The 25,329-nt window shown below is 64.4% G+C and carries 24 protein-coding genes and 2 tRNA genes; 12 read left to right on the top strand and 14 right to left on the bottom strand.

Features of this window, described 5'->3' with window-relative positions; all coding sequences use genetic code 11:
* The first annotated feature begins 26 nt into the window (after window positions 1-26).
* From bamC to MAF45_RS03500, 5 genes are all read left to right on the top strand, one after another.
* Window positions 27-1,211 (top strand): NlpB/DapX family lipoprotein, encoded by a 1,185-nt coding sequence (bamC, locus tag MAF45_RS03520; protein WP_237978167.1) that lies wholly within the window; start codon window positions 27-29, stop codon window positions 1,209-1,211.
* Window positions 1,212-1,324: 113 nt separating this feature from the next.
* Window positions 1,325-1,840, top strand: a complete 516-nt coding sequence (locus MAF45_RS03515) for a DUF805 domain-containing protein (protein WP_237978166.1) — start codon at window positions 1,325-1,327, stop codon at window positions 1,838-1,840.
* Entirely contained in the window at window positions 1,824-2,471 is a 648-nt protein-coding gene (locus MAF45_RS03510; RefSeq protein ID WP_237978165.1) for an FKBP-type peptidyl-prolyl cis-trans isomerase, read from the top strand. The genes MAF45_RS03515 and MAF45_RS03510 overlap by 17 nt, the downstream gene beginning before the upstream one ends.
* A gap of 6 nt (window positions 2,472-2,477) precedes the next feature.
* A complete protein-coding gene (mutM, locus tag MAF45_RS03505) occupies window positions 2,478-3,302 on the top strand; it encodes a bifunctional DNA-formamidopyrimidine glycosylase/DNA-(apurinic or apyrimidinic site) lyase (protein ID WP_237978164.1) in 825 nt (274 codons plus the stop codon).
* A 29-nt stretch (window positions 3,303-3,331) separates the two neighbouring features.
* Complete coding sequence (locus tag MAF45_RS03500) at window positions 3,332-4,315, top strand: LysR family transcriptional regulator (RefSeq protein WP_237978163.1); 984 nt, start codon at window positions 3,332-3,334, stop codon at window positions 4,313-4,315.
* A gap of 192 nt (window positions 4,316-4,507) precedes the next feature.
* Here the strand turns inward: MAF45_RS03500 and rsgA are convergent, their stop codons facing one another.
* On the bottom strand, window positions 4,508-5,446 hold the full coding sequence (rsgA, locus tag MAF45_RS03495) for a ribosome small subunit-dependent GTPase A (RefSeq protein ID WP_237978162.1): 939 nt from the start codon (window positions 5,444-5,446) through the stop codon (window positions 4,508-4,510).
* Window positions 5,447-5,643: 197 nt separating this feature from the next.
* Here rsgA and orn point away from each other — a divergent pair, with 197 nt between their 5' ends.
* Entirely contained in the window at window positions 5,644-6,207 is a 564-nt protein-coding gene (gene orn, locus MAF45_RS03490; protein WP_237978161.1) for an oligoribonuclease, read from the top strand.
* 112 nt (window positions 6,208-6,319) lie between these two features.
* Here orn and nfsB read toward each other — a convergent pair whose 3' ends face one another.
* Entirely contained in the window at window positions 6,320-6,970 is a 651-nt protein-coding gene (nfsB, locus tag MAF45_RS03485) for an oxygen-insensitive NAD(P)H nitroreductase (protein WP_237978160.1), read from the bottom strand.
* A 118-nt stretch (window positions 6,971-7,088) separates the two neighbouring features.
* Window positions 7,089-8,228 (bottom strand): AI-2E family transporter, encoded by a 1,140-nt coding sequence (locus tag MAF45_RS03480; RefSeq protein WP_237978159.1) that lies wholly within the window; start codon window positions 8,226-8,228, stop codon window positions 7,089-7,091.
* Between the two features lie 140 nt (window positions 8,229-8,368).
* On the opposite strand from MAF45_RS03480, the gene MAF45_RS03475 reads away from it, so the two are divergent.
* Window positions 8,369-8,444: transfer RNA gene (locus MAF45_RS03475), tRNA-Arg, on the top strand.
* 280 nt (window positions 8,445-8,724) lie between these two features.
* Here the strand turns inward: MAF45_RS03475 and MAF45_RS11440 are convergent.
* The 3 genes from MAF45_RS11440 to MAF45_RS03465 are packed head-to-tail and all read right to left on the bottom strand — an operon-like array spanning window position 8,725 to window position 11,053.
* On the bottom strand, window positions 8,725-8,985 hold the full coding sequence (locus tag MAF45_RS11440; protein ID WP_370659307.1) for an integrase core domain-containing protein: 261 nt from the start codon (window positions 8,983-8,985) through the stop codon (window positions 8,725-8,727).
* 23 nt (window positions 8,986-9,008) lie between these two features.
* A complete protein-coding gene (locus MAF45_RS03470) occupies window positions 9,009-10,163 on the bottom strand; it encodes an MFS transporter (RefSeq protein WP_237978158.1) in 1,155 nt (384 codons plus the stop codon).
* A 17-nt stretch (window positions 10,164-10,180) separates the two neighbouring features.
* A complete protein-coding gene (locus tag MAF45_RS03465) occupies window positions 10,181-11,053 on the bottom strand; it encodes a carcinine hydrolase/isopenicillin-N N-acyltransferase family protein (protein ID WP_237978157.1) in 873 nt (290 codons plus the stop codon).
* Between the two features lie 168 nt (window positions 11,054-11,221).
* Here MAF45_RS03465 and folE point away from each other — a divergent pair, with 168 nt between their 5' ends.
* The 4 genes from folE (at window position 11,222) to MAF45_RS03445 (ending at window position 18,501) form a co-directional block, all read left to right on the top strand.
* The gene (folE, locus tag MAF45_RS03460) at window positions 11,222-11,911 is read left to right on the top strand and encodes a GTP cyclohydrolase I (protein WP_237978156.1); all 690 of its coding nucleotides are present in this window, start codon (window positions 11,222-11,224) and stop codon (window positions 11,909-11,911) included.
* 127 nt (window positions 11,912-12,038) lie between these two features.
* On the top strand, window positions 12,039-14,012 hold the full coding sequence (locus MAF45_RS03455; RefSeq protein WP_237978155.1) for a DNA topoisomerase IV subunit B: 1,974 nt from the start codon (window positions 12,039-12,041) through the stop codon (window positions 14,010-14,012).
* 160 nt (window positions 14,013-14,172) lie between these two features.
* On the top strand, window positions 14,173-16,545 hold the full coding sequence (gene parC / locus MAF45_RS03450) for a DNA topoisomerase IV subunit A (RefSeq protein ID WP_237978229.1): 2,373 nt from the start codon (window positions 14,173-14,175) through the stop codon (window positions 16,543-16,545).
* A gap of 57 nt (window positions 16,546-16,602) precedes the next feature.
* Window positions 16,603-18,501: an ATP-binding protein gene (locus MAF45_RS03445; protein ID WP_237978154.1), complete on the top strand. Its 1,899-nt coding sequence runs from the start codon at window positions 16,603-16,605 to the stop codon at window positions 18,499-18,501.
* 35 nt (window positions 18,502-18,536) lie between these two features.
* On the opposite strand, the gene gluQRS is transcribed toward MAF45_RS03445, so the two are convergent.
* The 7 genes from gluQRS to fdxA are packed head-to-tail and all read right to left on the bottom strand — an operon-like array spanning window position 18,537 to window position 23,775.
* A complete protein-coding gene (gene gluQRS / locus MAF45_RS03440) occupies window positions 18,537-19,403 on the bottom strand; it encodes a tRNA glutamyl-Q(34) synthetase GluQRS (protein WP_237978153.1) in 867 nt (288 codons plus the stop codon).
* Entirely contained in the window at window positions 19,403-19,813 is a 411-nt protein-coding gene (locus MAF45_RS03435) for a hypothetical protein (RefSeq protein ID WP_237978152.1), read from the bottom strand. The genes gluQRS and MAF45_RS03435 overlap by 1 nt, the downstream gene beginning before the upstream one ends.
* A 41-nt stretch (window positions 19,814-19,854) precedes the next feature.
* On the bottom strand, window positions 19,855-20,883 hold the full coding sequence (locus tag MAF45_RS03430; protein ID WP_283206986.1) for an asparaginase: 1,029 nt from the start codon (window positions 20,881-20,883) through the stop codon (window positions 19,855-19,857).
* The gene (locus MAF45_RS03425) at window positions 20,880-22,082 is read right to left on the bottom strand and encodes an aminotransferase-like domain-containing protein (RefSeq protein ID WP_237978150.1); all 1,203 of its coding nucleotides are present in this window, start codon (window positions 22,080-22,082) and stop codon (window positions 20,880-20,882) included. Before MAF45_RS03425 ends, MAF45_RS03430 begins: the two co-directional genes overlap by 4 nt.
* Window positions 22,079-22,819 carry an endonuclease III gene (gene nth / locus MAF45_RS03420; RefSeq protein WP_237978149.1) on the bottom strand — a complete coding sequence of 247 codons (741 nt, stop codon included), beginning with the start codon at window positions 22,817-22,819 and terminating at the stop codon, window positions 22,079-22,081. The genes MAF45_RS03425 and nth overlap by 4 nt, the downstream gene beginning before the upstream one ends.
* Before the next feature lie 28 nt (window positions 22,820-22,847).
* Window positions 22,848-23,438: an RnfABCDGE type electron transport complex subunit B gene (locus MAF45_RS03415; RefSeq protein WP_237978148.1), complete on the bottom strand. Its 591-nt coding sequence runs from the start codon at window positions 23,436-23,438 to the stop codon at window positions 22,848-22,850.
* A 13-nt stretch (window positions 23,439-23,451) separates the two neighbouring features.
* Window positions 23,452-23,775 (bottom strand): ferredoxin FdxA, encoded by a 324-nt coding sequence (fdxA, locus tag MAF45_RS03410; protein WP_237978147.1) that lies wholly within the window; start codon window positions 23,773-23,775, stop codon window positions 23,452-23,454.
* Between the two features lie 207 nt (window positions 23,776-23,982).
* Here fdxA and MAF45_RS03405 point away from each other — a divergent pair.
* Window positions 23,983-24,073 (top strand) — tRNA-Ser (locus MAF45_RS03405).
* A gap of 195 nt (window positions 24,074-24,268) precedes the next feature.
* On the opposite strand, the gene MAF45_RS03400 is transcribed toward MAF45_RS03405, so the two are convergent.
* On the bottom strand, window positions 24,269-25,231 hold the full coding sequence (locus tag MAF45_RS03400; RefSeq protein WP_237978146.1) for an AEC family transporter: 963 nt from the start codon (window positions 25,229-25,231) through the stop codon (window positions 24,269-24,271).
* Window positions 25,232-25,329 lie beyond the last annotated feature (98 nt).

Genomic DNA, 25,329 nt, shown 5'->3' with positions numbered 1-25,329 from the left:
TTTCTATGACTGGAAGGATCGAACACATGAATGGAAAAGTGCTGCGCGTAGCGCTGATTGCGGCCTTGCCGGCGGCTCTGGGCGCTTGCTCCTACCTGGGGCAGACCTTCAACAACGACAAGGTGCAGTACGAATCAAGCAACTCGCGCGCTCCGCTTGAGATTCCGCCGGATCTGTCGCAGTTGCCGAAGGAAAACCGCTACACGGTGCCCGAGCGGACCCGTCCCGTGAAGGCCTCGGAGCTGAGCAGCCGGGCCGCGGCCTCCGCCGCTTCCGGCGCGGCCTCCGGAACCACGACCGTGCTGCCCGAAATGGTGACCGCCAAGATCATGAAGGACGGCGACGAGCGCTGGGTGCACGCCAACGTTCCGGCCGAAAAGCTCTGGCCCATCGTGCAGGACTTCTGGGCCTCGGTGGGCCTCACGATCCGCAGCCAGGATCCGAAGACCGGCTACATTGAAACCGAGTGGGCCGAGAACAAGGCAAGGCTCCCCCAGGACATCATCCGCGCGACGCTGGGCAAGCTGATCGACGCGGTGTACTCGACGGGCGAGCGCGACCAGTACCGCTGCAGGCTTGAGCGCTCCGACCAGGGCGGCACCGACATCTACATCACTCACCGCTCCATGGTCGAGGTGGTGAAGAACAAGGAAGAGGCTACGATCTGGCAGCCCGGTCCGCGCGATCCGCAGCTTGAGGCGGAGATGGCGACCCGCCTCGCGCAGAAGATCGAGCAGGAGTTCAACCCCGGCGTGAAGAAGTCGGACCTGCCCTCCACCAAGGCGGCTGAGGCTGAAAAGAAGGCCGCGGGGGCGATCGCCGCCGCGCCCGTCTACAAGAGCGAGATTGTGAACGGGGCCGACGGCCGGGCCGCGGCAGTCCTGATCAAGGAGCCGTTTGACCGCGCCTGGAGGCGCGTTGCGCTCGCGATCGACCGCATGAATTTCACTGTGACGGACCGCGACCGCGCGAAGGGCATCTTCCTCGTGAAGTACCTTGATCCGGCCTACGAAGAGAGGATGAAGAAGGAGCAGGGCTTCTTCACGAATCTTTTCAGTCGCACCAAGACGGTTGAGCCGCCGGCCTATCAGATCAAGCTCACGGGAGAAGGCAGCCAGTCGCGCCTCACCGTGACGGGAGCCGACGGGTCGCCTGACAAGACCGGGGTTGCTCCGAAGATCATCACGCTGCTGGGCGAGCAGACCCGGTAGGAGCTCGGGCAGCGCGGCACTTTGCGGCCGGCTTTCGAAGGCGCAGTCGTGCGGCCCCGCGGGGGTTTCAGCGCGGACTGCGCCTTCGGCGGCTTTGGAAAAGGAGTCTGACAGTGACAGAAAACGGACGGCGCGGAGGATTCCTGCGCGACCTCTTCGCAGTGCTGCCCGATGGGCGGCTGCCGCGGTCGCGCTATGCGCTGTGCCTGATCGTGTGGGCCGCGGCGCTGGCGGCCTCGGCGATGGCCGCATCGTGGCTTCTGTCTAGGGGCGGCCCGGCCTGGGCCGCGGCGGGGGCCGCTGCCGTAAGCGGGTGGTTCGCCCTCACGGCCTCGGTGAGGCGACTGCACGACATCGGGCGCTCGGGCTGGTGGGTGATCGCTGCGGCGGCCCTTCTGCCGCTCGGGCTGCTGGTGCTGCTGTCCATGGAGGGCAAGCCTGGCGAGAACCGCTGGGGCGAGAACCCCAAGGGGTTGCTGCGCATCGACGACGAGCGGCTGCTCGAGCGGCTCGCGCGGGAGTCGAGGCCCGGCTCGGCGATGGACGAGATCCTTTCCGGAAAGGGCGCTGCCGGGCCGCAGGGCGCCGGCAGCCAGAATCAGGGGGAATGCAATGGCAAAGACAGTTGAGGCGGGCAGCCTCGTCACTATTTTCGTAACGGTCTGGGACCTGCGCGGCAACATCGTGGACCAGACCGGCGAGGAGGGCGTGTCGCTGCGCTGCGGCAACGAGGACGTCTTCCCGCGCATGGACCAGGCGCTTGTGGGGAAAAAAGAGGGCGAGAGCTTTGATGTCATCCTCGAGCCCGAGGAGAGCTTCGGGGACTTTGACGAGAACCTTGTCCACCTTGTGCCCGTGGCGAGCCTCGGAGTAAAGAACCTTAAAAAGGGCATGCGCTTCTCGCACATTCCCGGCGTGCCCGTCGACGAGGGCCGGGCCTACATCGTCACCGACATTGCCGACGGACAGGCGGTGCTCGACGGCAACCATCCTTACGCCGGCTGGACGCTGCGCTTCTCGGTGAAGGTGCTCCGGGTCGAGTCCCTCGAGGAGGGAGATGTGGACGACAGCGACATCTTCATACCCGATTTTCTCAAGCCCGCGAGCGCGAGCGTGAAGCGCGAGGCCGAGGACATGCTCGACGTCGAGCGGGCCCGCAAGAGAATCAGCGAGGCGCTCGACCGCAGGGAGCAGTCCGAGCCCGCCCATCCGATGGGCAGCGGGCTTTTTACCTCCTTCGTTCCCAAAAAAGACGAGTGAGGAGCCATGCCGGAGCTGCCGGAAGTCGAAGTGGTCCGCCGGTACCTGGACGAGCATCTGCCGGGTTCAGAGATCGAGTCGGTTGATGTGAAGCTGCCGAGGCTTCTTAAGAACGCGTCGCCCGAAGCCTTCGGGGCGGCGCTCAAGGGGCGGGTCTTTGCCGCCGTGCGGCGAAAGGGCAAGTACCTGGTGCTGGGTCTCGACGGCCCGAAGAGCCTTCTCGTGCATCTGCGGATGACCGGCCGGCTTGTCTGGAAGGCCGACCCGGGCGCCCGGCTGCCCCCGTACACCAGAATCGTCTTCCAGCTTTCGAAGGGCGTGCTCGCATACGGCGACGTACGGACGCTGGGCGAGCTGTGGCTCATTCCCTCGCAGGGCCTCTCGGGCGTTCCGGGCTTTGATGCGCTCGGGCCCGACGCGCTCGACCCGAAGCTCACGGCCGAGGGGTTCGCGCGGGCGCTGCGGGCGGGCAGAAGCAGTGTGAAGGCCTTCCTGCTCAACCAGCGCAACCTCGCCGGGGTCGGCAACATCTACGCCGACGAGGCGCTCTTTCTGGCCGGCATCAGGCCGGAGCGCCCCTGCGCTGCGGTATCGGCCCAGGAAGCCGAGAGGCTTTTCAAGACCGTGAGGCAGGTCTTCGAGACTTCGATAGAAAGCGGCGGGACCACTTTCCGGGATTTCCTCGACGGCAGCGGACGCGAGGGCGGCAACGCGGCGAACCTGTATGTTTACGGGCGCGAGGGAAAGCCCTGCAGGGTCTGCGGGACAGCGATCGAGCTCACGCACATTGCGGGCCGGGGCACGCGCTTCTGCCCGAAATGCCAGAGCTGAGGTTTTCTTGAGGAAGAAGGAGGCGAGATATGGGCAGCAGCGCCGCACCCGACTGCGAAACCGTGCTGATGCGCAGCGCCGAGACGTTTCTCGCGGTGTGCCGTACGCGTTCCTTTCACGAGGCCGCAGCCGAGCTTGGTGTGACGCAAAGCGCCGTGAGCCAGAAAATCGCGCTGCTCGAGTCGGCGCTTTCCGTCGAGCTGTTTGACCGCACAACCCGGCCTCTCACGGTGACGAGCGAGGCGAAGCTCCTGCGCAGCTCGCTCGAGGGCGCCCGCAAGAAGCTGGGCGAGGCGATTCTCGCGATCCAGGAGGAAAACAGCAAGCTGCCGGACATCAACTTCGGCATGATCGAGTCGTTCACCCAGACCATGGGCGCCGACCTCCTGGTCAGCCTCAGGGGGCGGACCCACCGCACCATTTTCCGCCAGGGCGCCTCGGATTACCTCATGCATATGCTGCGGCGCCGCGAAATCGAGACTGTCGTCGTCCTCGACAATTTCCAGAGGGGCGACGAGTGCATGTGCGAGCCGATCATGGACGAGCCCATGGTGGCCGTCATGCCCGCCTCGTTTGCGGCCGGCTCGCCCTGGACCCTGCAGAGGCTGTCGCGCTGCGGACTGCCCGTCCTGTCCTCGCCCCGCGACACCGGTATCGGCCTGCACATCGCGGCGGCCATGGACGCGGCCGGCGTGGACCTGCCTGAGCAGTACGGCATCGACAACAAGGCGGTTGTGCTCAGTCTGGTCGAAAGGGGATTCGGCTGGTGCCTCACCTTTCCGCTGGGACTGCTCGGCCACCGCATGGACTGGAGCCGCTTCTGCATCAAGCTCGTGAACGAGCCCGGAACGACGCGCCACATCGTCGGGCTCGCCATGCGTAGCAACCCGTCTTCGGCCCTGAAGCTCATCGCCGAAAACTGCAGGAGGCTGCTTGTGCCTAAAGTGGGGCAGATCGAGCGCATCTGGCCGGAGCTCAGGGGCCGGATCCGCATTCATCCGGGAAGTGATTAACTGCTTCTAATACTATCTATTAGTTTAAGCTATCTTTGTCCGGCGGCGTTCAGGACGCCGACTACAATTTGCAAAGATCTCTTTGAGAATGCAAAGATTTTTTCTCAAGGAGATCGTTGAATCAGACATATTCTCAGGCGGGGCCGCACGATTCGGCTGCCGCCTGTTTTTTTCTCCACGGTCTCCGGGCCCTTAAGGCGCATAAGTCCGGCGGCTGAGAACAGAGCGCGCAAGCGCCTCGTAAAACTCATAGCGCCGGGGGCTGATTTCTCCCCGATCGAGGGCGGCCTTCACCGCGCAGCCCGGCTCGGACAGATGCCGGCAGTTGGCGAAGCGGCAGCCCCGGGCAGCTGCCGCAGCGATATCGGGCATGCCAGAGATCACGTCCTCGAGCGAGAGGTGTTCGAGCCCGAATTCCTGAAAGCCAGGCGAATCGACGATCGCGCCGCCGCCTGTCAGGTCGTACCACCGCGCGGCGGTCGTTGTCTGCTTGCCGAGGTCGAGCGCCTCGGAAAATTCGCGGGTGAGGGCTTGCGCCTCCGGGACGAGAAGGTTAAGGAGAGTGGATTTCCCCATGCCCGACTGTCCGACCAGAAGCGTTCTGCGGCCGCGCAGCAGCGGCTCGAGAAGGCCGCGCGCCTCTACGGGGCGGACCCTGGCGGACACGCTGATGGTGCGCACTCCCAGGCGCGACAGCAGCGCGAGCGCCTCGTCCGCCTCAGGGGCGCCTTCCTGCAGATCTGACTTGTTGCGCACCGCGATCGCCTCGATCCCCGCCTTGCCGGCGGCAAGCAGCGCCTTCCAGATGAACCAGGGGTTGAAGGTCGGGCGGCTGGCGAATACGACGGCGACCTGGTCGATGTTCGCGGCAAGCTCCTTCACACGCCACTTGTCGCTGCGATAGAGCAGCGAGCTGCGGGGAAGGATTTCCTCGATCGCGGCCAGGCCGCCTGCGATGGAAACCTTCACCCGGTCGCCTACGACCACGTCTGCCTTTTTTCCCCTGCGGTGAGCTTCGAGAATCCGGCCCTCGCTCGTCCGGACATAGTGATGCCGGCCGTGCGTGGCGATGACCAGGGCCTCTGTGGAATTCAGGGCCGGAAGCGGGGATTTTTTTACACCGGGGCGCATGCTGTCTCTTCAGGGGGAAGCGTTTGAAAATGAAACTGCGGATGAACGCAGACTAGCGCGGACGTTTTTTTTCTTCAACATCGGGAAGGCAGGCCCCAGGGTGTCGCCTGCGGCCCGAAAGTGCGAAAATGGCGGAAATTTCAGCCTGCGGCGCCGTCTGCGGGCGCGAGCTCAATTCAAGCATAAAGGGACAGAAAATGGCAGCGGAACGCGATCCCCGTTTTTCGGAGACGAATTTGATCTGGGTGGACCTGGAAATGACCGGCCTGCAGCCGGAGGTGAACCGCATCATCGAGCTCGGGGCCGTGATCACCGACGCACAGCTCAACATCATTCACGAGGGGCCCGTGATCGCGATTCACCAGAGCGACGCGGTGCTCGCGGCGATGGATGCGTGGAACCGAAAGACCCACGGCGAGTCAGGACTCGTGCGCCGCGTTCAGGAAAGCACGATTGACGAGGAGCAGGCCACGGACCTCTGCCTCGAGGTCTTCTCGCGCTTCGTGCCCCCGGGAAAGAGCCCGATGTGCGGAAATACGATCGGGCAGGACCGGCGCTTCATGGCCCGCTGGATGCCCCGGCTCGAGTCCTTCTTCCACTACCGCTCGATCGATGTTTCGACTCTGAAGGAGCTTGCGAGGCGTTGGGCGCCGGAGGCGGTCTGGCGCTCCGTGAAGACGACGAAGCATCAGGCGATTTCAGACATCAGGGAGTCAGTCGAGGAGCTGCAGCATTACAGGAAGCTGCTGATGAAGGTCTGAGAGCGGCCTTCTGCTCTTGAAACAGGAAAAAAATCGAAGGACCGGAAGCCCCCGCCGGGCAGGCAGAAGCTTCCAGGCCTTTGCGTCGGGCGCCCCTTGCGGGGCGTCGTTTTTAGAGCTCGTGGATCACAAGATCGCGCGCGAGCCTTGACTTCGGGCGGATCGCATTGCCATCGTTGTCAGCGTGGTAGCCGAAGCTCACGACGAGCACCGAGGCGAGGCCTTTTTCCCTGAGGCCGAGTTCGCGGTCGAGCGCGGGGAAGTCAAATCCTTCCATGATGGTGGAGTCGATGCCGGCCTCGGCGGTCGCCATGACGACGAAGCCGCAAGCCAGATAGGCCTGGCGGGTGAACCATTCCGTGATTTCGGCCGGGCTGATCTGGTGCAGGCCGACGAAGTGCCGGCGGCCCTGGTCCTGGGCATTCTTCAGTTCCGGATTCGCATAGCGCCCGTCGAGATCTTCCTTCTCGAGCACGGCCTTCAGGTGCGATTCACGCGCAGCAAGGGGTACCGTGAAAACCACGACGTGACTCGCCTTGAGAACCCTCTCCGCATTGATGCTGAGGACGGCCTTGGCCACTTTGGCCCGGGCCGCCTCCGTTGAGGCGACGAAATATTCGACGGGCTGGTAGTTTACGGAGGAGGGGGCGAGCCGCAGGATTTCCTCAACCTTCGCCCAGTCTTCGGGAGAGATCTTCCGGCTGGGGTCGTAGTGCTTGGCGGTGTAGCGCTTCTGAACGGTTTCCAAAACGTTGCTGATCATGTGTTCCTGTCCTTAAAAAAGCGGGCCGCGGGGGACGCGGCGGCAGGCTAAGTGTAGCGGCGGGGTCAAAACCGCGTCAGGCCGCTTCCGCCCTCTTTCCTGAAGAGCGGCTTGTTTTTCAGCCGGCTTTCTTCTGCTCGCCGTCTCCGCCTTCAGCCGCCTCGCTGACAATTTCCATCGTCTGCGGGGACTTGGACACGGGCTTTGCGAGCCAGGCCGTAAACAGCGTGGTGCCGAGCGACAGCAGGATCGGTCCGAGCAGGATCCCGAGGAAGCCGAAGGCGATGAGGCCGCCGAACACGCCGAGGAAGACGAGCGCCATCGGCAGCGGGGTGCCCCGCGAAATCAGCAGGGGCTTGAGGAAGTTGTCGACGCTTGAGACCACGCAGGATCCCCAGATCGCGAGAAAGATCGCATAGCCCACCTCTCCCTTGAGATAGAGCGCGACGGCAAGCGGCCCCCACACGAAGGGAGGCCCCATCGGAACCATCGAGAGGATGAACACCATGAAGGCGAAGAGCGTCTTGTTGTCGATGCCGCAGATCCAGAAGCCGATGTAGGCGAGCAGCGCCTGGCCCAGAGCCGTGCCGAAAATCCCAAACACCACCGAGCGGGTTGTGTTCACGAGGATGTTCTGGAACGAGGAGGAGAGGTTGCCGCCCACTTTTTCAAGAAGGCTCTGAACTTTTTTCGCGAGCGTTTCGCCGTTCCTGTAGAAGATGAAGGCGACGGCCGCGATGAGCAGCAGCTGCACGATGATGTTCACCACCGAGGCGCTCGAGCTGATCACACCGCGCGTGAGGGCGGTGCCGGCCTGCTTGATGGCCGAGGCGACTTCGGGGTACTTGACTATTTTCCCGAGTGGCTCGTGCAGGTAGGAGCCCACCCAGGGCAGCGAGCTCGCCCAGGCCGGCAGCGGCATGCCTTCGGCCACCCACTCGCGGATGAGGATGAGGGCGCTCGAGAGCTGCTGCATGGCGAAGACGACGATGAAGGTGAGCGGCAGGATCACCATCACGCCGATGATCAGCACCATGATGGCTGAGGAAAGCGTCCTGCGGCCTTTCACCAGCGCGTCGACCCGGAGGAAAAAGGGCCAGGTGACCACGCAGAGCATTGCGGAAATCAGGATGGCGGTGGCAAAAGGCGCGACTACCATGTAGCAGCCGATGGCGATCAGCACGCCGAAGGCGATCTTGATCAGCAGGTCGATGCGGTCGGCCAGATTTTCTCTGAGGGAATTTAAGGGTATTCTCATGAGAGGGCTTTTAGGAATACACGTACTTGTTTTTCCGCCCATGGTATCGCGAAACACCGCGTTCGGGGGTCCGGCAAGCAAAGTTCTTTCATTTTGAGTAGAATCTATTCCTCGTTTCCGATCGAGGTCGGAAACCGGGCGTCCCCGTAGTTCAACTGGATAGAACAAGCCCCTCCTAAGGGTTAGATCCGGGTTCGAGTCCCAGCGGGGGCACCATTATTCTTAATAAAATCAGCAATTTACACAAAATTGTTGATTTTACCCCCTTCTTTGCCCCCTTCTGGGGTCTATCTGCTCCCCTGTTCAGCCTAGCTTTTTTTGCGGAATGTAGTTTCCTGAAATAGGTTGACTACTTTTGCCTCTTAACCCTTAAAAAGTTTGACTCGGTTAAGTTGCTAAAACGGAAGAAAGTTGACTTCTTTCTCCTAACCCCGAAATAAGTTGACTGCCGTCGCCTTCTTCCTTTCGGAGGTTGACTGCCAAAGTGCCGGCTGTACTAACCCTGCCGGCACGAATCCGAAAGTAAACATATCTCAGGGTTATTGCAAGCGTCGCGCTGATTTTTCAAGTGCATCTCCCTGCGGCGGGTCCACCGTTTAGGAATATCTCCAACGTTGTCCGCAGCATCTCTTGGTGTCTTCATGTCTACGCTCATGTGAGGATGCTCCTCGTTGTAGAACCTGACGGCCTTCTCAACCGCCTTCGTTACTTCCTGGATGGATTCGAACCGGACGCCCTTCAGGAGCTCGTTCTTCATCGTGTTATAAAGCGGCGGGCCGCTTAGTTTCCGGTTCGGTCCCTGAAGTGCACCAGCAGGGCCGAGCCTCCCATCAGGGCGGCCTGCGCGATGAAGATCCAGAAAACGCCGATCAGGGCCGTGACGGCGCCGAAACAGACCGGCACGATAGTATGGGCGGCGTTTCTCATCATGGTGCGGATGCCCAGCGCTTCGCCCACGCGTCCGGGCGGCGCGTTGTTGTGCAGCAGGGTCATCACGTTGGGCTGACTGGCGCCCAGGCCCAGCCCGAGCAGGAAAGCGACGGCCAGCAGCGGCGGCAGAGACGTGAAAAAGGGAAAGATGGCGTAGGCCGCCGCGCCTGCGGAAAGCACGAAGACCATGAATGTCCAGGGCCCGATGCGCCTTGACAGAATCGGCATCAGGAAGCGGACGATGAAGGTCGCGGAATAAAATGACCCGATCAGCCAGCCGATATGGGTGGCCGAAAGCCCGATCTCGTGTCCATAGACCGGGAACATGAAGTTTTCGAGTTCCCAGGCCACCGAAACAATGGCCGAGACGATAAGGACAATCCTCAGCGTTGGATGCCCGAGGAGCTCAAATGCACCGGCTCTGTGTTCTTTTTTCTTCACTTCGCCCCAGGAGGCGGGAACAATCTTCAGATTGAGGAGAAAGAGCGAAAAGCCCAAAACGATGGCCAGCAGCGCAAGCGCGTAAGCCCAGCGGTGGCCGAAAAGATCAATGGTGTAGCCCGACAGGACCGGGGCGCACAGGCCCGAGGCGGCAAACCCGACCGCGAGCCAGGAAAAGGCGTCGGTCCTGTGCTCGGGCCGCGACAGGCTGCCCATCATCTGCAGCGAGGCCATCTGGATGCACATGAACCCGATGCCGTCCAGAATGCAGCACAGATACAGGGGAACGATCCCGTAGCGGGCCATCGGAAAGGAAAAGGGAAAGAGCGCCGCCGCGGCCAGGCAGGCCGCGCCCGCCAGAATCGGCTTTTGCGCCCCCGCCCGGTCCATCCACCGCCCGAAGGGCATGGCGAGGAAGGTGGGGAAAAGCGCGAGCAGGCTCATCATGACGCCGACCTGAAACGCCCCGCCCTGATGCGCGAGCGCGTCAAGGCTCACGGTGACGCGCATGCAGACATAGCCGAACTGCAGCAGCACGCAAAAAGCAATGATGCGGAAGATCATGGCGGGCCGCCTTTCCATTATTTCTCAGATCCAGCCGGCAGGGCGACCCCGCCGGGGGCCTTGGGGAAAGGAGTTTCATCGACGGACCTGAGCGAGTGCGGATCGTCCTTCTGCTCTTCCCACTCAAGATGCAGCTGCGGGGCGCCCGAGGCAGGAATCCTCACGACCATGAAGGCGATCGTCCTCTCCCGGTGCGCTTCCCCGGTGCGCCAGATGCTGTCGTCAGGCCCGGCCGTGCGGTCGTGGCCCATGGCGATGAAGTCCTGGAGGCTGAAGGCCTTCCGAGAGGCGAGCAGGCTGCGGATGCGGCTCAGCCTCGCGGCGCTGCTTTCTCCGATTTTTTCGTTGAAGCGCTCCGAGCCGGGCTCGATGTAGTGGTTGGTGTGCGCGGCGGTGCCGTTTTTAACCCGCCGCACCGTGCGCGTAAGGTCCGGCAGGACTTCCACGATGGCCACCTCCGTGCGGTCGGCCAGGATGAAGTTCGCGGGATGGTCGAACACCTCCTTTGCCGCAAGCGCCTCCTCGACCGTTGCGCAGCGCTCCATCAGGTACTCCAGAGGTCGCTCGCCCGCGGGGCCCCTGAAGCGGGGGTAGGAAAGCCGCTTTTTCTTCGGGACGGATCCGGCGGTGGAAAGCCCTGCGGCCAGCCCCGCGCTGTTGATCCCCATATTGAAGGTGGGGCGCTTCCCGACAAAGAGCCCCCGGTACGCGTATCCCTTTTCGGGGACGACGGTGCGCAGCACCTGGCTACCCGGCAGCTGGTCGCGGACCTTGGCCATGAGCGTGCCGCCGCCGGCGGCTGCGCCCGCGGCTCCGTAGAGTGTGCAGGGCAGAGCCGCGGGCGAGGCGGCGAGAAGGAAGAGGGATAAAAGAGCGGGTTTCATTCTCATGGCGCATCGTTTCCGAGAGGGGCTCAGCCCATCATAGTCCCGGTCCGTCCGCTTCAGGGCCTCCGGGAGCCGTTAAACTAAAGTTTTTAGCAATGAGAGGGCAGGGTGCGCGCGGACGGCCCGCGCAGAAGCACTCCGGGCCCGTGGCAAGAGAAGGGCAGCACAGCAATGAATAAAAGCGCCGGAAAGCTCATTTCGGACATTATCCGCGAACGGCTGCAGAAGGCGGGAGCGGACTTCTGCGCGAACGACAATATCGCCGAGTATCTGCAGGAAGGCGATCTGGAGCGGCTCCAGCAGGAGGTCGAGGAGCGGGTTCAGGCGCTGCTCGGCTCGCTGGTGATCGACACCGAGCGGGATCCCAACACCCGCGAGACGGCTCACCGGATCGCCAAGATGTACCTGCAGGAGGTTTTCGCGGGGCGCTATGCCCCCCGCCCGAAGATCACCGAGTTCCCCAACACGAAGAATCTCGACCAGGTCTACACGGTTGGGCCGGTCACGGTGCGCAGCGCCTGCTCGCACCATTTCGTGCCGGTGATCGGCCAGTGCTGGATCGGAGTGATTCCCTCGGGGCACCTGATCGGGATATCGAAGTTCTCGCGGCTGGCCCAGTGGGTCTTTTCCCGCCCGCAGATTCAGGAGGAGGCGACCGTGCAGCTCGCCGACGAGCTTGAGCGGCTCATTCACCCGCACGGGCTCGCCGTGATCGTGCGCGCCCGTCACGAATGCATGTCCTGGCGCGGAGTGAAGGAAAACGACTGCGCCATGACGACTTCGGTGATGCGCGGCTACTTCCTGAAAAACACCGCGACCCGCATGGAGTTCCTCTCCCTCATCCGCGATCCCCGCGGCTGAGCGCCGTCCGGTCCCGCCCGGGCCTTCCGCGGCCGGCGGGAACGGGCCGGGGCCCGCGGGGGCCGCGCGGCCGGCTGCGTTAAAATGGCCCGGCCTAATTTTCCAAAAAGTCTTACTCGCCTGCGACATGTCAACCCGAAAAACCACCGGCAGCTACGTCGAATCGAGTGTCCGCGTTCTCAAGGGACTCGAACCCGTCAAGGAACGCCCGGGGATGTACACCCTCACCTGCGATCCCCTGCACATTATTCAGGAGGTGATCGACAACTCGAGCGACGAAGTCCTCGCCGGGTTCGGCACGAAGATCGAGGTCTGGCTGCACAAAGACAACTCCGTGACGGTCGAGGACAACGGCCGCGGCATTCCCGTGGGCCTGCACCCGACGGAGCACCAGCCCGTGGTGGAGCTCGTCTTCACCTCGCTGCATGCCGGCGGCAAGTTTGACAAGACCAATGGCGGGGCCTACGCCTTTTCCGGCGGGCTGCACGGCGTGGGCGTGTCGGTGACAAACGCGCTTTCGCGCCGCATGGAGGTCACCGTCTGGCGCGACGGACTGGAGAGCACGATCGCCTTCGAAAACGGCTTCACCGTCGAGCCCCTGAAGTCCCGCAAAAGCCCCAGGCGCAAGTCCGAGACGGGCACCCGCGTCACCGCCTGGCCCGATCCGAAGTATTTCGACTCGCCGGTGATCCCGGTTGACAAGCTCGTGCGGCTGCTGCGCTCGAAGGCCGTGCTCATGCCCGGCTGCGAGGTGATCTTCCACGACGAGACCGCGGGCAGCGACCAGCGCTGGCGCTACGAGGGGGGCCTGGGCGAGTATCTCGCCTCCGAAATGCAGTTCCAGCCCGTGATACCCGCGTTCGAGGCCGAGGGATTCGCCGGCCCGGAATCGGATAATTTCTCGGAGGGCGAGGGCGCCTCCTGGGTGGTCGCCTGGACCGAGGAGGGAGGGCTCGTGCGCGAGTCGTACGTGAACCTCATCCCGACCCCGGACGGCGGCACGCACGAGTCGGGTCTGAAGGACGGGCTCTTCCAGGCCGTGAAGGCGTTCATCGACGCGCACCAGCTCGCCGTGAAGGGCGTGAAGCTACTGCCCGAGGATGTCTTCTCGCGTGCTTCCTTCGTGCTGTCGTGCAAGATGCTCGACCCGCAGTTCCAGGGGCAGACGAAGGACCGGCTTACGAGCCGCGACGCCTTGAAGCTGGTCTCGACCTTTGTTGCGCCGCAGTTCGAGTTCTGGCTCAACGACCACGTCGAGGAGGGCCGGAAGCTCGCCGAGCTCGTGATCCACCAGGCGCAGCGCCGGCAGTCCTCCGCTCCGAGGATCGACCGCAAGAAATCCTCGGGCGTCGCGGTGCTGCCCGGCAAGCTCACCGACTGCGAAAGCTCCGACACCTCCCGCAACGAACTCTACCTGGTCGAGGGCGACTCGGCCGGGGGTTCGGCCAAGGTCGGGCGCGACAAGGAGTTCCAGGCGGTCCTACCGCTGCGCGGCAAGATCCTGAACACCTGGGAAGTCGCCCAGGGACGGCTGTTTGACAGCCAGATCATTCACGACATCGCCACCGCGATCGGCGTGAATCCGCACGCCGCCGCGGCTGAAGGCGACCTGTCGCACCTGCGCTACGGCAAGATCTGCATCCTCGCCGACGCGGATGTGGACGGCTCACACATTCAGGTGCTGTTGCTCACGCTCTTTTTCCGGCATTTCCCCGCGCTGGTCGAGGCCGGGCACGTCTTTGTGGCGATGCCCCCGCTTTTCCGCGTCGAGGTGCCGGCCCGGGGCCGCAGGCCCGCGCGGCGGATCTACTGCCTCGACGACCGCGAGCTCGCACGCACGCAGCAAAAGCTCGCCAAGGAGAAAATCGCCCCGGAGGACCTCACGATCGCCCGCTTCAAGGGCCTGGGCGAGATGAGCGCCTCGGAGCTCGGCGAGACCGCTCTCAACCCGGACACGCGCTGCCTGCTGCCGATCTCCTGGGGCGACGTGGACCGCGCGAGCACCTCGGCCGTGATGACGATGCTGATGGGGCACAAGGAGTCGGCCTCAAGGCGCGAATGGCTGGAGCGCTACGGCGACCAGGCCAACGCCGACGTTTGATGCCGGCCAAGGACAAACGCTTATGACAACGAAAGACGATCTGACGCAGCCCGGGGCGACGGCCGACGGCGCGGACGGAAAGGGGCCCGGAGAGGCCCGGGGCCAGGCTGCCCTCCCGGCGGCCGCGCAGCCCGATGCGCTTGCGCTCATGGGCCGCTTCATGGGCGAGACCGAGGCCGACGAGCGCGACGAGGGCAGGCTCACGCTCGCGCGGTTTGCGAGCCGCGCCTACCTCGACTATGCAATTTCAGTGGTGACCGACCGCGCTCTGCCCAACGTCTGCGACGGGCAGAAGCCCGTCCAGAGGCGTATCCTCTACGACATGTCGCGCGAGCTGCACCTGACGGCCGACAAGAACTACGTGAAGTCCGCCCGCGTCGTGGGCGACGTGCTCGGCAAGTTCCATCCGCACGGCGACCAGTCGGCTTACGACGCCATGGTGCGCATGGCGCAGCCCTTTTCGCTGCGCTATCCGCTGGTCGACGGGCACGGCAACTTCGGCAGCCGCGACGGCGACGGACCGGCCGCGATGCGCTACACCGAGGCGAAGCTCACGAAGATTTCCGAGCTGCTGCTCTCGGAGCTCGATCAGGACACGGTGGACTTTGTCCCGAACTACGACGGGGCCTTCAAGGAGCCGGCGGTGCTGCCCGCGAGGCTGCCCTTCGTGCTGCTCAACGGGGCGAGCGGCATCGCGGTGGGCATGGCCACCGAGATTCCGCCCCACAACCTCCGAGAGGTTGCCGCGGCCTGCCAGCTGCTGCTCGAGAACCCGCAGGCTGGGCTCGACGAGGTGCTTGCGGTGCTGCCCGCGCCGGACTATCCCGGCGGGGCGCAGATCATCTCGCAGCCTTCGGTGATACGCGAGATTTACCGCACGGGGCGCGGGACGCTGCGTGTGCGTGCCCGCTACGAGTTCGAGGAGATGGCGCGCGGGCAGTGGCGGCTCGTTGTGACGGAGCTGCCCCCGGCGGCCTCGAGCGCCCAGGTGCTCTCGGAGATCGAGTCGATCACCAGCCCGCGCCCGAAGGCCGGAAAGAAGTCCCTCACGCCGGAGCAGCAGCAGGCGAAGTCGGCCATGCTCGCGTTGCTCGGCCACGTGCGCGACGAGTCCGACAAAAACGTCCCGGTGCGGCTCGTCTTCGAGCCGAAGACCTCGAAGGTCGACCGCGACGGCTTTGTGGCCGCGCTCTTTTCACAGACGAGCCTGGAGTGCAACGCTCCGATGAACCTCGTCATGATCGGCGCGGACGGGCGCCCGCGCCAGAAGCCGCTGCTCGAGATCCTGCGCGAGTGGGTGGACTTCCGCGTGAAGACCGTCCGCCGGCGCACTGAAAACCGCCTCGGGCGGCTTCAGGACCGCATTCACGTGCTCGAGGGGCGCGAGAAAGTTCTTCTCAATATCGACGAGGTGATCCGCATCATCCGGGGCAGCGACGAGCCAAAGCCCGAGCTGATGCGTGCCTTCGCCCTCACCGACCGGCAGGCCGAGGACATCCTCGAGATCAAGCTCAGGCAGCTCACGCGGCTCTCCGAGATCCAGATCCAGAAAGAGCTGGCCCAGTGCCGCTCGGAGGCCGAGTCGCTTGAAAAGCTGCTTTCTTCCGAATCCAGACTCGCCCGGGCTGTCGCCCGCGAAATCGGCGCCGACGCCAAGGCCTACGGAGATGACCGGCGAACGCTCGTGCAGCCCGCGCAGACACTGCAGGCAGGGCCCCAGATGGTCGACGAGCCGGTCACCATCGTGATTTCCCGCAAGGGCTACATCCGCACAAGAAGCGGCCACGGCCACGACATCTCACTCATGAGCTACAAGGTGGGCGACGGTCCGGGCCGGGCGATCGAGTGCAGGAGCACCGATACCCTCATCGTGCTGTCGAGCTCGGGGCGCTCGTACTCGATCGCCGTCTCGCAGCTTCCCGGATCGCGCGGCGACGGGCTTCCCCTTTCAAGCTTCATCGAAATGGAGCCGGGGGCCGAGGTCGCCGGCATGCTCTGCGGTCCGGCCGAGCAGCCGGTGTTCCTCGCGAGCACCCTGGGCTGCGGCTTCATTTCGAAGCTGGGCGACATGCCCGCCCGGGTGAAGGCCGGCAAGGCGTTTCTGCGGGTTGACGACGGCCGGGCGCTCGAGCCGAAGCTCATCGGCGCGGACCAGACGCTCATCGCGGTGCTCTCGGAGCGCGGCAGGCTGCTTGTCTTCCCGATCGGGGAAGTCCGCTCGCTGCCCTCCGGCGGGCTCGGGGTGCAGCTGATGGGGCTCGAAAAGGGCGAGCGGATTGTCGCCGCCCTGCCGATTTCGCCCTCCGGGGTCGTCGTGGAGGGAGAAGGACGGGCCAAAAAGCCGCGCGAGGAGCCTCTGAGCGGGCAGCGTCTCGCCGAGTACACGCTGCACCGCACAAGGAAGGGCCGCGGGGTCTCGCCCCGCCTGATCCGCGTGACGGGCCTTCGGGAGCTTCCCGCCAAAGGATCCCCGCAGCCTGAGGCCGCGGCGCAGCCTTCCGAGGATGAAGACGGCAACATGACCCTGCTTTAAGCAGAGGGGCCCGGGCGGCGGGCCGCCCCGCACCGCCCGGCAAGGTGAATTGGACAGATGAAAAACGGCCAGATCAAATTTCGCAGCCTCTCGATGAGGCTGCTCGCGCTCACGGCTCTGTGGGTGTCCTTTGTGGTGGGGGTGGTGGGCTATACGATGCTGCTCAGCTGGAACTCGGAGTCTTCGGCGGCGGCTGTGAACCAGATCTATGAAATCAAGCTGAGTTTCCACAAGGCAGGGGTCTTCGCCAACCCCGGCTATTCGCCCGAGATGCTCAACGAGGAGATCAGCCATACGGAGAAGCTGCTCGACGGCCTGAGCGAGGAGAACTTCTGGAAGCCCTTCAAGCTGCCCAACACGCCGCAGGTGAAGGAAGGAATCGACCGCGTGCGCCTCATCTGGCTCAATGAGGTGAAGACGCGGCTGGTCAACAAGCAGCGCACGGGCCTGGTTTTCAACTCCTCCGCCTTCCACGAGTACATTGGCGCGCTCGATTACCTGAAGAACAACATCGAAAGCTACCGGCAGAGCTACATCGAGCAGATGCGCTACCTGCAGGTGCTCATCATGCTGCTGGCGATCGGCAGCCTCTTTGTCATCCTCTACCTGCTTAACGTCTGGGTGATCCGCCCGGTGCAGGCGCTGGGCAAGGTGATAGGCCAGGTGACGGCCGGAGACCTGTCGGCGCGCGTGCACATCGGCCGCAGCGACGAATTCGGGCAGATCGGCGAGGGCTTCAACCGGATGACCGCGAGGCTCGAGGACCTGTACAACAACCTCGAAGAGAAGGTGGCCGAAAAGACCGCCTCGGTGCAGGAAAAGAACACGAATCTTGCCCAGCTCTACGAGATGACCACCTTCCTGAGCCAGTCCAACGGGATTGAGGACATGGCCGAAGGGTTCCTCGAGCGCATCCGCAGCTACACCAAGGCCGACGCCTGCGCCGTCCGGCTCTTCGACAGCGCGAGCGACAGGCTGCCGTTCGCCGCCTCGATCGGGCTCTCCGGCCAGTACCTCGACGTCGCCACCCGGGAACCCAACGAAAACAATCCGGTGCGCGAGGCCTTCTCCAAGCCTCTGCCCACGCGCTTCGAGCTTTCCTCCATCAGCACCGACGGGGCGAGGCTGCTCATGAGCGAGGGTTTTGCCTGCGCCTATATCTTCCACCTGAGAAACGGGCAGAACAACCTCGGTATCTTTGAGCTCGAGTTCAAGGATGACCGTTACATTCCTTCGCCCGCCTTCCGTCAGCTCGAATCCTTCGGCACGCATCTGGGAATCGCGGTCGAAAACTACCGGCTCAACGAGCGCGAGCGCCAGTTCGCCGTGGTCCAGGAGCGCACATTCATGGCCCAGGGACTGCACGATTCGATCGCGCAGACGCTCTCCTTCCTCAACATGCAGGTGCAGCTGCTCGAGTCGTCGCTCGCGAGCAACGACCGTCCGATGGTGGCCGAGTGCGTGAAGCAGATCAAGGCCGGCGTTCAGGAGAGCTACGAGAATGTGCGTGAGCTGCTGCTCAACTTCCGGGAAAAGATCCACAAGGAGGACTTCAAGACCGCGCTGCTCACGGTGACCCGGCGCTTCGAGGCGCAGTCCGGCGTCGAGGCCCGCGTCGTGATCAACGGCAGCGGCCCGCACCTCACGGAAAAGCAGAAGCTGCAGATCACCTTCATCGTTCAGGAGGCGCTGTCCAACGTGCGCAAGCATGCGAAGGCGAAGCATGCGGAGGTGAGGGTGGAGAACTACGAGAATTTCACCGCCTCAGTGACCGACGACGGGGTCGGCATCGACCGCAGGCTGGCCGAGGCGCGGCGCGCGAGGCACGTGGGCCTGTCGATCATGGAGGAGCGGGCGAAGAAGATCGGGGCGAAGCTCACGATCGAGTCCGAGCCCGGGCGCGGCACCTGCGTGAAGGTCTTTCTGCCCGCCGCGGCGCGGGCAGCGGCTTCGTAAAAAAAGCGGAGGCCGCAGGCCGGGGGCTCTGTCCTTCAGCCGCCCCAGCGGCCGGCCCAGATCGGGATGGCCGCCCTGAGGAAGGCCTGGGGCGAGCCGGCTCCGATTCTCGGAAAGCCCAGCCCCGCCCAGGCCCGCTCGAGGCAGCCCATGGTGTCGTCCTCGGGCAGGGGCGCGGCCCCCGCCTGCTTCGAGAGCTTTTCCCCCCTTTCGTTCAGGACAAGCGGAAGGTGCAGGTAACGCGGCTGCGGCAGCCCGAGCGCCCTCTGCAGCGCGATCTGGCGTGGCGTGTTGTCGAGCAGATCCTCGCCCCGCACGATATCGGTGACGCCCTGGAAGCCGTCGTCCACCACCACTGCGAGCTGGTAGGCGGGCAGGCCGTCCGCGCGGCGGATGATGAAGTCTCCCAGCTCGCTTTCCAGCCTCTGGACAAAGGGGCCGCGGCGTCGGTCCGTGAACGCGACCGGTTCGTCGTCGACCCTCAGGCGTATCGAGCGCACGGGGCGCCCCCCTGTGCCGTTCCTGCACAGACCGGGATAGACCGCGGGATTGCCGCCGTAGATGTGGTGCCAGTCAAGGATTTCGTGGCGCGAGCAGGCGCAGCCGTAGGCCATTCCTTTTTCAAGCAGGCGGCTGAGTGCCTCCCGGTAGGCCCCAAGCCTGTCGTGCTGCCAGAGCACGGGCTCGTCCGAGGCCAGGCTGAAGCGGGCAAGCGTCTGCAGGATCTTCTCGCCCGCGCCCGGGATGTCGCGGAAGGGATCGATGTCCTCGATCCGCACAAGCCAGAGGCCGCCGTGGGCCCGGGCATCGAGCCACGAGGCGAGGGCGGCAAGGAGGCTGCCCGCATGCAGCAGCCCCGTGGGCGACGGGGCGAAGCGGCCCCGGTAGGCCGGCCGCGCCATCAGAGGCGAGCCGCCCCGAAGCGGCCGAGGACGTAAAGAGCGACGCTGGCGGCCGCGACCTCCGCCACTGCGCCCGGAAGGTCTTCGGCCTCGAGTACGGGAATGCCGAATTCGCCCGCCTCGTTCATCATGAGCACGCTTTCCTCGTAGGAAGCCTTGAGAAAGGCTGTCACGGCCGCATCGGAGGGATCCGCCCCAGCTTCGTCAAGGAGCCCCGAGGCGCCGCCTCCGTCGTCAACCTTCCAGCCGCCGGTCTCCGAGTCCGGCGCCACGTACACCATCACCTCTTCGCCTGTGCCGGGGTAGGTGTTCGGGAACCGAAGGGCGAGCGTTTCGTTTTCTTCATCCCAGAGAGACTGCGCGGGAATGCCGCCGGCAGCGAGTCCGGCTAAGGGTTCGGGCAAGGCCATGGCTGAAAGGCTCCTTTTTTGGCTCGGACAGATAGAAAAAGTCAGAAACGGGCGAAGAGCGCCTGAAGGCTCTCCCGGGAGGCGTCGGGCCGCATGAGCAGCGCGAGCTGCAGCAGCACGCGCGCTTGGGAAGGCGACAGCGACCCGCCGCAGACAAAGCCGTGCTGCGCGTCATTTATTTCGCCGGCCGCGAGGACCGCGCCGAAGGGCGAGCGGCTCGCCCGCACGACGGCGATCCCTTCGGAGGCCGCGGCGTCGGCCGCGTGCATGAGGCCCGAGGGAACGTTGCCGTCGCCCATGCCTTCGATCACAATGCCGCGGCAGCCCGCCTGCGCGCAGGCATCAAGGGCCACGCCGTCGACGCCCGCCCAGGTCGCGATGACCGCGACCCGCGGCAGCCCCTTGGTCTCATCCAGGTCGGCGCTCGAGGCGAGAGGCAGGCCGGGCACGCGCGCGGGAGCGGCTGCGAAATGCACTTCTCCGTTCTGCGTCCAGCCCACCGGGCCCGTGATGCGGGCGCGGAACGTGGCCACTGAAGTCGTGTGCGACTTCAGCAGCCCGCGGGCGGCGTAAAGCTCGCTGTTCATCGCGACAAGCACACCGTAGGCCGCGGCGCCGGGACAGGCGGCCGTGCAGACCGCATTGAAGATGTTTCTCGGGCCGTCGGCCGAAATGGCGGTCGAGGGCAGCATCGCGCCGGTGAGAACGACGGGGCGGCCGGGCTTGAGCACGAGGTCGAGGAAAAAGGAGGTTTCCTCCATCGTGTCGGTGCCGTGCGTCACCACGAACCCGTCAAACCGGTCCCGGTCCTCATCGATTGCGCGGGCGAGCCGGATCCAGACCGTCTCGTTCATGTCCTGGGAGGGGATGTTCGCGATCTGGCGCACGGAGACCTGGGCTACGCGGCCGAGATCGGGCACCGAGGCGAGCAGCTGCTCGCCGGAAAGCTCGCCCGAGTGATAGGCGGAGCCCGAGGCCGAGTCGCCGGTTCCGGCGATGGTGCCCCCGGTGGTGAGCACTTCAATGCGTGGAAGAGTCATTGTCTTACAGGCCTCCGAAAAAAGTGTCAGAGATGGAGCTCATCGCGGATGAGCGAGGATAGGCGTTTCACGCCTTCCCGCATCAGATCCTTGCGCACCGTCACAAAAGCGAGCCGGATGCAGTTCACGTCAGGCCGCAGGGCGTAGAAGAACTGGCCGGGCAGGTAGAGTATCTTCTTTTCAATGGCGCGGTGCATCATCGCGAAGGTGTCGAGCTGCTTCGGCAGGTGCAGCCAGATGAACATGCCCCCTTCGGGGTGCGTCCAGTGGATCTCTGGGTGCCGGGGCATCAGCTCCTCGAGCTCGGAGAGCATCGCCTCGGCGTGCTCGAGGTAGATCGCGCGGACTTCCGGAAGGTGCGTTTCCATGAGCCCTGAGGAAAGAACCCGGGCAGCCGCGAGCTGGTTCACGGCAGGCGTGGAGAGCACCGCGAAGCTCTGGATGAGCGTGAGGATGCGGATCACCCTGGCCGGTCCCGTGATGTAGCCCAGGCGGATCCCCGGGGCCAGGATCTTGGAGAAGGAGCTCATGCGGATTGTGCGCTCCGGGGCGAGCGAGCGGATGGTGCAGGGCGGAGCCTTGCGGTACCAGAGTTCACCGTAAGGGTCGTCTTCCAGGATCCAGAAATCGAGGCTGCGCGCCCGCTCGGCAAGCGCCTCGCGCGCGGCGCGGCCCAGCGTGCGGCCCGTCGGGTTGGAGAACGTGGGCAGAATGTAGGCAAAGCGTGCGCCGCGGGCCTCCTCGCCGATGGCCTCGGGCTCGAGCCCGTCGGGGCCTTCGGGCAGCTCGACGTAAGCGGGCCGCGACAGATTGAAGGCTTCGAGAGCGCCAATGTAGGTCGGGCGCTGGACGAGGATGCGGGAGCCCGGGTCGCAGAAAGCCCTCGCGCACAGATCAAGCCCCTGCTGGCTGCCGGAGGTGATGAGCACCTCATCGGGCGTTGTAGGCGTTCCGCGCTGCTCGGTCTCGTAGCGCGCGACCGCCTCGCGCAGTTCAATTTCGCCCTGCGGGCCGGAGTACTGGAGGGCGCGCTGGGCGCTGCTGCGCAGCACCTCGTCGCAGGCCCTGCGCATCGCATCGACCGGAAAGCCCTCGGGGCAGGGCAGGCCGCCACCGAAGGAGATAAAGGAGGGATCCGTGCCTTCGGCGAGAATGGGGCCGAGGATGTCGTCGGGAATGCCCTGCGCCGTCAGCGAGAGGCGCGGCATGGTCTGAATGTTCTCAGTCATGAGTCCTGTTTTTTCGTTTTATTTTTCAGTGATGGGGACGGCGTCCCGCGCTTCCTGCCCGCCGGCCCTTTGGGAAGGATGTGCCTCACGGGCACGGGCTGCGGCTGCGGGGTCTTTTCCGTGAACTCGCACAGAGCCTTGATCGGGCACTCCCAGCAGCGGGGGCGCCGCGCCGTGCAGCAGTACCTGCCGTGCAGCAGCAGCCAGTGGTGGACGTTGCGCAGCAGATCCTTCGGGCAGGTCCGGCGGATTTTCTCCGAGACCTCGTCGGGAGTCGATCCCCGGGCGAGCCCCGTGCGGTTCGCGACGCGGAAGATGTGGGTGTCGACCGCGACCGTCGGGTGTCCGAAGGCGACGTTGAGGACGACGTTTGCGGTCTTGTGCCCCACGCCCGGCAGCGAGCAGAGCGCGTCGAAGTCATCGGGCACCCTGCCGCCGAAGCGCTCGATCAGCTCCCGGCACAGCCCGATCACATGCTTTGCCTTGGAGCGGTAGAGCCCGATGCGGTTGATGTAGGGGATGAGCCCGTCTTCGCCCAGGGCGAGAATCGCCTCCGGGGTGTTCGCCCGGGGGTAGAGCACCGCGGTGGCTTCGTTCACACTCCTGTCGGTCGCCTGCGCGGAAAGCACGACGGCCACCAGCAGCTCAAAGGGGGTGCTGTATTTCAGTTCGCTTTGCGGATTGGGCCTCGCGGCTGCGAGCGCGCGGTAAATGGCCTCTCTTTTTTCCTTGTTCATGGACGTCCTCGAAAGGCAGGAGCGGGTCTCAGTTTTTTTTCGGGGCGAGCCCCAGAAGGGCGAGGATGGCCTCTTTTCTGCGGTTCTCGTCGCCTTCTCCCAGCGACCGGTAGAGCTCTGCGGCCCTGGCGCGCTCGCCTTCGAGCCGGCTGAGCTTCTGCTCGTGGCGGCGCCTTGCAAGGCGGGCGTCCTCCCGGCTCCAGACGCGGCCGGCTTCGACCATGTCGATGCAGGCAAGCGGGCAGGCGCTCTGGCAGAGGGCGCATCCCGTGCAGACGCCCTCGATCACGGCATGCAGCCTCTTCTGCCCCCCGATCACGGCGTCGACCGGGCAGACTCGGAGGCAACGCCCGCAGCCGATGCATTCCGAGGCGCGGATGCGGGCGATCGCAAAAGGCATCTCCCTGCCGTACTCCGGGTCGAGGGGCAGGGGCTTTGTGCCCAGGATACGGGCGAGCTGCCGGATGCCCGCCTCGCCCCCGGAGGCGCAGCGATTCAGCGGGGCGCGGCCTTCGGCCATGGCCCGTGCGTAGGCTGCGCAGCCCTCAAAGCCGCACTGCCGGCACTGGGTCTGGGGAAGGGCGTCTTCGAGGGCCTCGAGAAGTTCGGGCTGAGCCATGGGCGCGGCCCGCTCAGCGCTTCAGGTACTTCAGCTTGTCCTTGACGTTGGACCACTTTTCCCAGCCTTCCATCGGCGGCTTGCGGCGGGTGATCGAAGGCCACTGCTTGGAGAGCTCCGCGTTGATCTGGATGTACTGCTCCTGGCCCGCGGGAACGTCCTCCTCGGAGAAGATGGCCGCTTCGGGGCACTCGGGGATGCACACGGCGCAGTCGATGCACTCGTCGGGATCGATCACGAGAAAGTTGGGGCCTTCGCGGAAGGCATCGACCGGGCAGACGTCCACGCAGTCGGTGTGCTTGCAGTTGACGCAGCCGTCACAAACAACATGAGCCATGAAAATTACCTCTGGCAGTCAGTAAGACAAAAACGGCAGGATCTGCCGCTCACTTAAGGAAAACTATTATTTTACTCCCGGAGGAAATTTGACAATGGGAAATCGGTATGTATAATTTCAAGTCTCGCTGATCGCTTGCGATCGCGTCCGGAGACGTAAACCTTTATCCGGGCCGGGCCTGAAAGGCTTGAGCGAAACCCATCCCATGGAAGGGTGGCAGAGTGGTTGAATGTACCGCCCTGGAAAGGCGGCATAGGGCCTCGCCCTATCGAGGGTTCGAATCCCTCCCCTTCCGCCAGTTTCAGCGCCCGGACGAGCAGCGGCTCGCCCGGGCGTTTCGTTTCTGGTGAATCCCGCGGCCCCGCTCCGGGAGTCTGCCCGCTGCCGCCGGGGCCTGACTTCAGGCCTGAATGCCGCAGGTTTCCTTTCCGCCGAAAGAAAGCGGGGCTTCTTTTTTCGCTTTCCCGGCGCCCGGGTCTTCCGGCCTTCGCTTTCAGAAGACGTGCTTCAGGGCTGTCACGATAAGCGGCACCGTGAGGGCCGAGACGAGCGTCGTGATCACCATCGCGTTGGCGATTTCCGCCTCGATCACCCGGAACTGCTTGGCCATCAGATAGACGTTCACGCCGCAGGGCAGCGACCCCAGAAAGACCACGGCGGTCGATTCGACCGGGCCGAGCCCGATCAGACGGGTGAGGAGAAAGACGACCAGGGGCTGCACCGCGAGCTTTCCAAAGCTGACGATTGCCCCCGTGCGAAGGCCTTTGCCGATGCCGTATTCCGCAAGCCCCATGCCGACCACGACAAGCGAAAGGGGCGTGGCCGCGTTGCCGAGAAGCCTCAGAGGCTCATCCACGGCGTACGGCAGCTCGATTCGCGTGAGGTTCCAGATCGCGCCGGCGAAAATCGACAGTATGAGCGGGTTCTTAAAGACGATTCTGGCGGTATGCGCGAAAGCCGAGAGCGACAGCGCGCCGGTTCTCTGGGAGAGCTCCGCGGAGAAGGTCGCCAGAGTCCACAGCACCATTGCGTTAAGAGAGAGCACCGCGGCAACTGACGGAATGTACTGGTCGCCCAGCATCACCATCGCCAGCGGCAGTCCCAGCAGCCCGTTGTTGGAGAACACGCAGGCCGTCCCGAAGACCGAGGCGCCGACCGGCCCGATTTTGAGGGCCTTCTCCGCGAAAACATGGCCGATTGAAAAGACGATGAGGCAGGCGCCGAAGAAAGCGACGAGCAGCATCGGGTCGGCGCTGTTCTGACTCTTGAACTGCTGGGAGAGCAGCCGGAAGAGCAGCGCAGGCAGCGCAATCGAAAAGGCGAATTTTGCGAGCCCGTCGCTCGCGCTTTTCGGGAACCGTCCCCAGCGCGACAGTGCAAAGCCTGCGGCAATCAGGATGAAAAGCGGAATGCTTTTGGCAAACTGGAGCGCGAACTGTCCGAGAAATTCATCCATGGCCTGTTGTCCTATTGTTTTCTGCCGCGGCCGGCGGGCAGATCTTCCGGTCTATTCTCCGGCGCATTTCCGTTGCCTTCAGGCGGCAGGGGGCAGTC

It is taken from the genome of Mesosutterella porci (assembly GCF_022134585.1).
In the GTDB taxonomy this organism is placed as follows: Bacteria; Pseudomonadota; Gammaproteobacteria; order Burkholderiales; family Burkholderiaceae_F; genus Mesosutterella; species Mesosutterella porci.
Note: the sequence above shows the minus strand (reverse complement) of the source record. Positions and strands in the feature narration are given on the sequence as shown.

What these genes read in the sequence shown, in the direction of transcription:
- bamC (WP_237978167.1), top strand. Translation starts at nt 27, where the DNA reads ATGAATGGAAAAGTGCTGCGCGTAGCGCTGATTGCGGCCTTGCCGGCG.
- mutM (WP_237978164.1), top strand. Translation starts at nt 2,478, where the DNA reads ATGCCGGAGCTGCCGGAAGTCGAAGTGGTCCGCCGGTACCTGGACGAG.
- gluQRS (WP_237978153.1), bottom strand. Translation starts at nt 19,403, where the DNA reads ATGGCGCGGCCGGCCTACCGGGGCCGCTTCGCCCCGTCGCCCACGGGG.
- MAF45_RS03480 (WP_237978159.1), bottom strand. Translation starts at nt 8,228, where the DNA reads ATGAGAATACCCTTAAATTCCCTCAGAGAAAATCTGGCCGACCGCATC.
- rsgA (WP_237978162.1), bottom strand. Translation starts at nt 5,446, where the DNA reads ATGCGCCCCGGTGTAAAAAAATCCCCGCTTCCGGCCCTGAATTCCACA.
- MAF45_RS03400 (WP_237978146.1), bottom strand. Translation starts at nt 25,231, where the DNA reads ATGGATGAATTTCTCGGACAGTTCGCGCTCCAGTTTGCCAAAAGCATT.
- MAF45_RS03470 (WP_237978158.1), bottom strand. Translation starts at nt 10,163, where the DNA reads ATGATCTTCCGCATCATTGCTTTTTGCGTGCTGCTGCAGTTCGGCTAT.
- MAF45_RS03455 (WP_237978155.1), top strand. Translation starts at nt 12,039, where the DNA reads ATGTCAACCCGAAAAACCACCGGCAGCTACGTCGAATCGAGTGTCCGC.
- fdxA (WP_237978147.1), bottom strand. Translation starts at nt 23,775, where the DNA reads ATGGCTCATGTTGTTTGTGACGGCTGCGTCAACTGCAAGCACACCGAC.
- MAF45_RS03435 (WP_237978152.1), bottom strand. Translation starts at nt 19,813, where the DNA reads ATGGCCTTGCCCGAACCCTTAGCCGGACTCGCTGCCGGCGGCATTCCC.
- orn (WP_237978161.1), top strand. Translation starts at nt 5,644, where the DNA reads ATGGCAGCGGAACGCGATCCCCGTTTTTCGGAGACGAATTTGATCTGG.
- MAF45_RS03500 (WP_237978163.1), top strand. Translation starts at nt 3,332, where the DNA reads ATGGGCAGCAGCGCCGCACCCGACTGCGAAACCGTGCTGATGCGCAGC.
- MAF45_RS03465 (WP_237978157.1), bottom strand. Translation starts at nt 11,053, where the DNA reads ATGAGAATGAAACCCGCTCTTTTATCCCTCTTCCTTCTCGCCGCCTCG.
- MAF45_RS03510 (WP_237978165.1), top strand. Translation starts at nt 1,824, where the DNA reads ATGGCAAAGACAGTTGAGGCGGGCAGCCTCGTCACTATTTTCGTAACG.
- nth (WP_237978149.1), bottom strand. Translation starts at nt 22,819, where the DNA reads ATGAACAAGGAAAAAAGAGAGGCCATTTACCGCGCGCTCGCAGCCGCG.
- MAF45_RS03445 (WP_237978154.1), top strand. Translation starts at nt 16,603, where the DNA reads ATGAAAAACGGCCAGATCAAATTTCGCAGCCTCTCGATGAGGCTGCTC.
- MAF45_RS03415 (WP_237978148.1), bottom strand. Translation starts at nt 23,438, where the DNA reads ATGGCTCAGCCCGAACTTCTCGAGGCCCTCGAAGACGCCCTTCCCCAG.
- nfsB (WP_237978160.1), bottom strand. Translation starts at nt 6,970, where the DNA reads ATGATCAGCAACGTTTTGGAAACCGTTCAGAAGCGCTACACCGCCAAG.
- folE (WP_237978156.1), top strand. Translation starts at nt 11,222, where the DNA reads ATGAATAAAAGCGCCGGAAAGCTCATTTCGGACATTATCCGCGAACGG.
- MAF45_RS11440 (WP_370659307.1), bottom strand. Translation starts at nt 8,985, where the DNA reads ATGAAGAACGAGCTCCTGAAGGGCGTCCGGTTCGAATCCATCCAGGAA.
- parC (WP_237978229.1), top strand. Translation starts at nt 14,173, where the DNA reads ATGGGCGAGACCGAGGCCGACGAGCGCGACGAGGGCAGGCTCACGCTC.
- MAF45_RS03425 (WP_237978150.1), bottom strand. Translation starts at nt 22,082, where the DNA reads ATGACTGAGAACATTCAGACCATGCCGCGCCTCTCGCTGACGGCGCAG.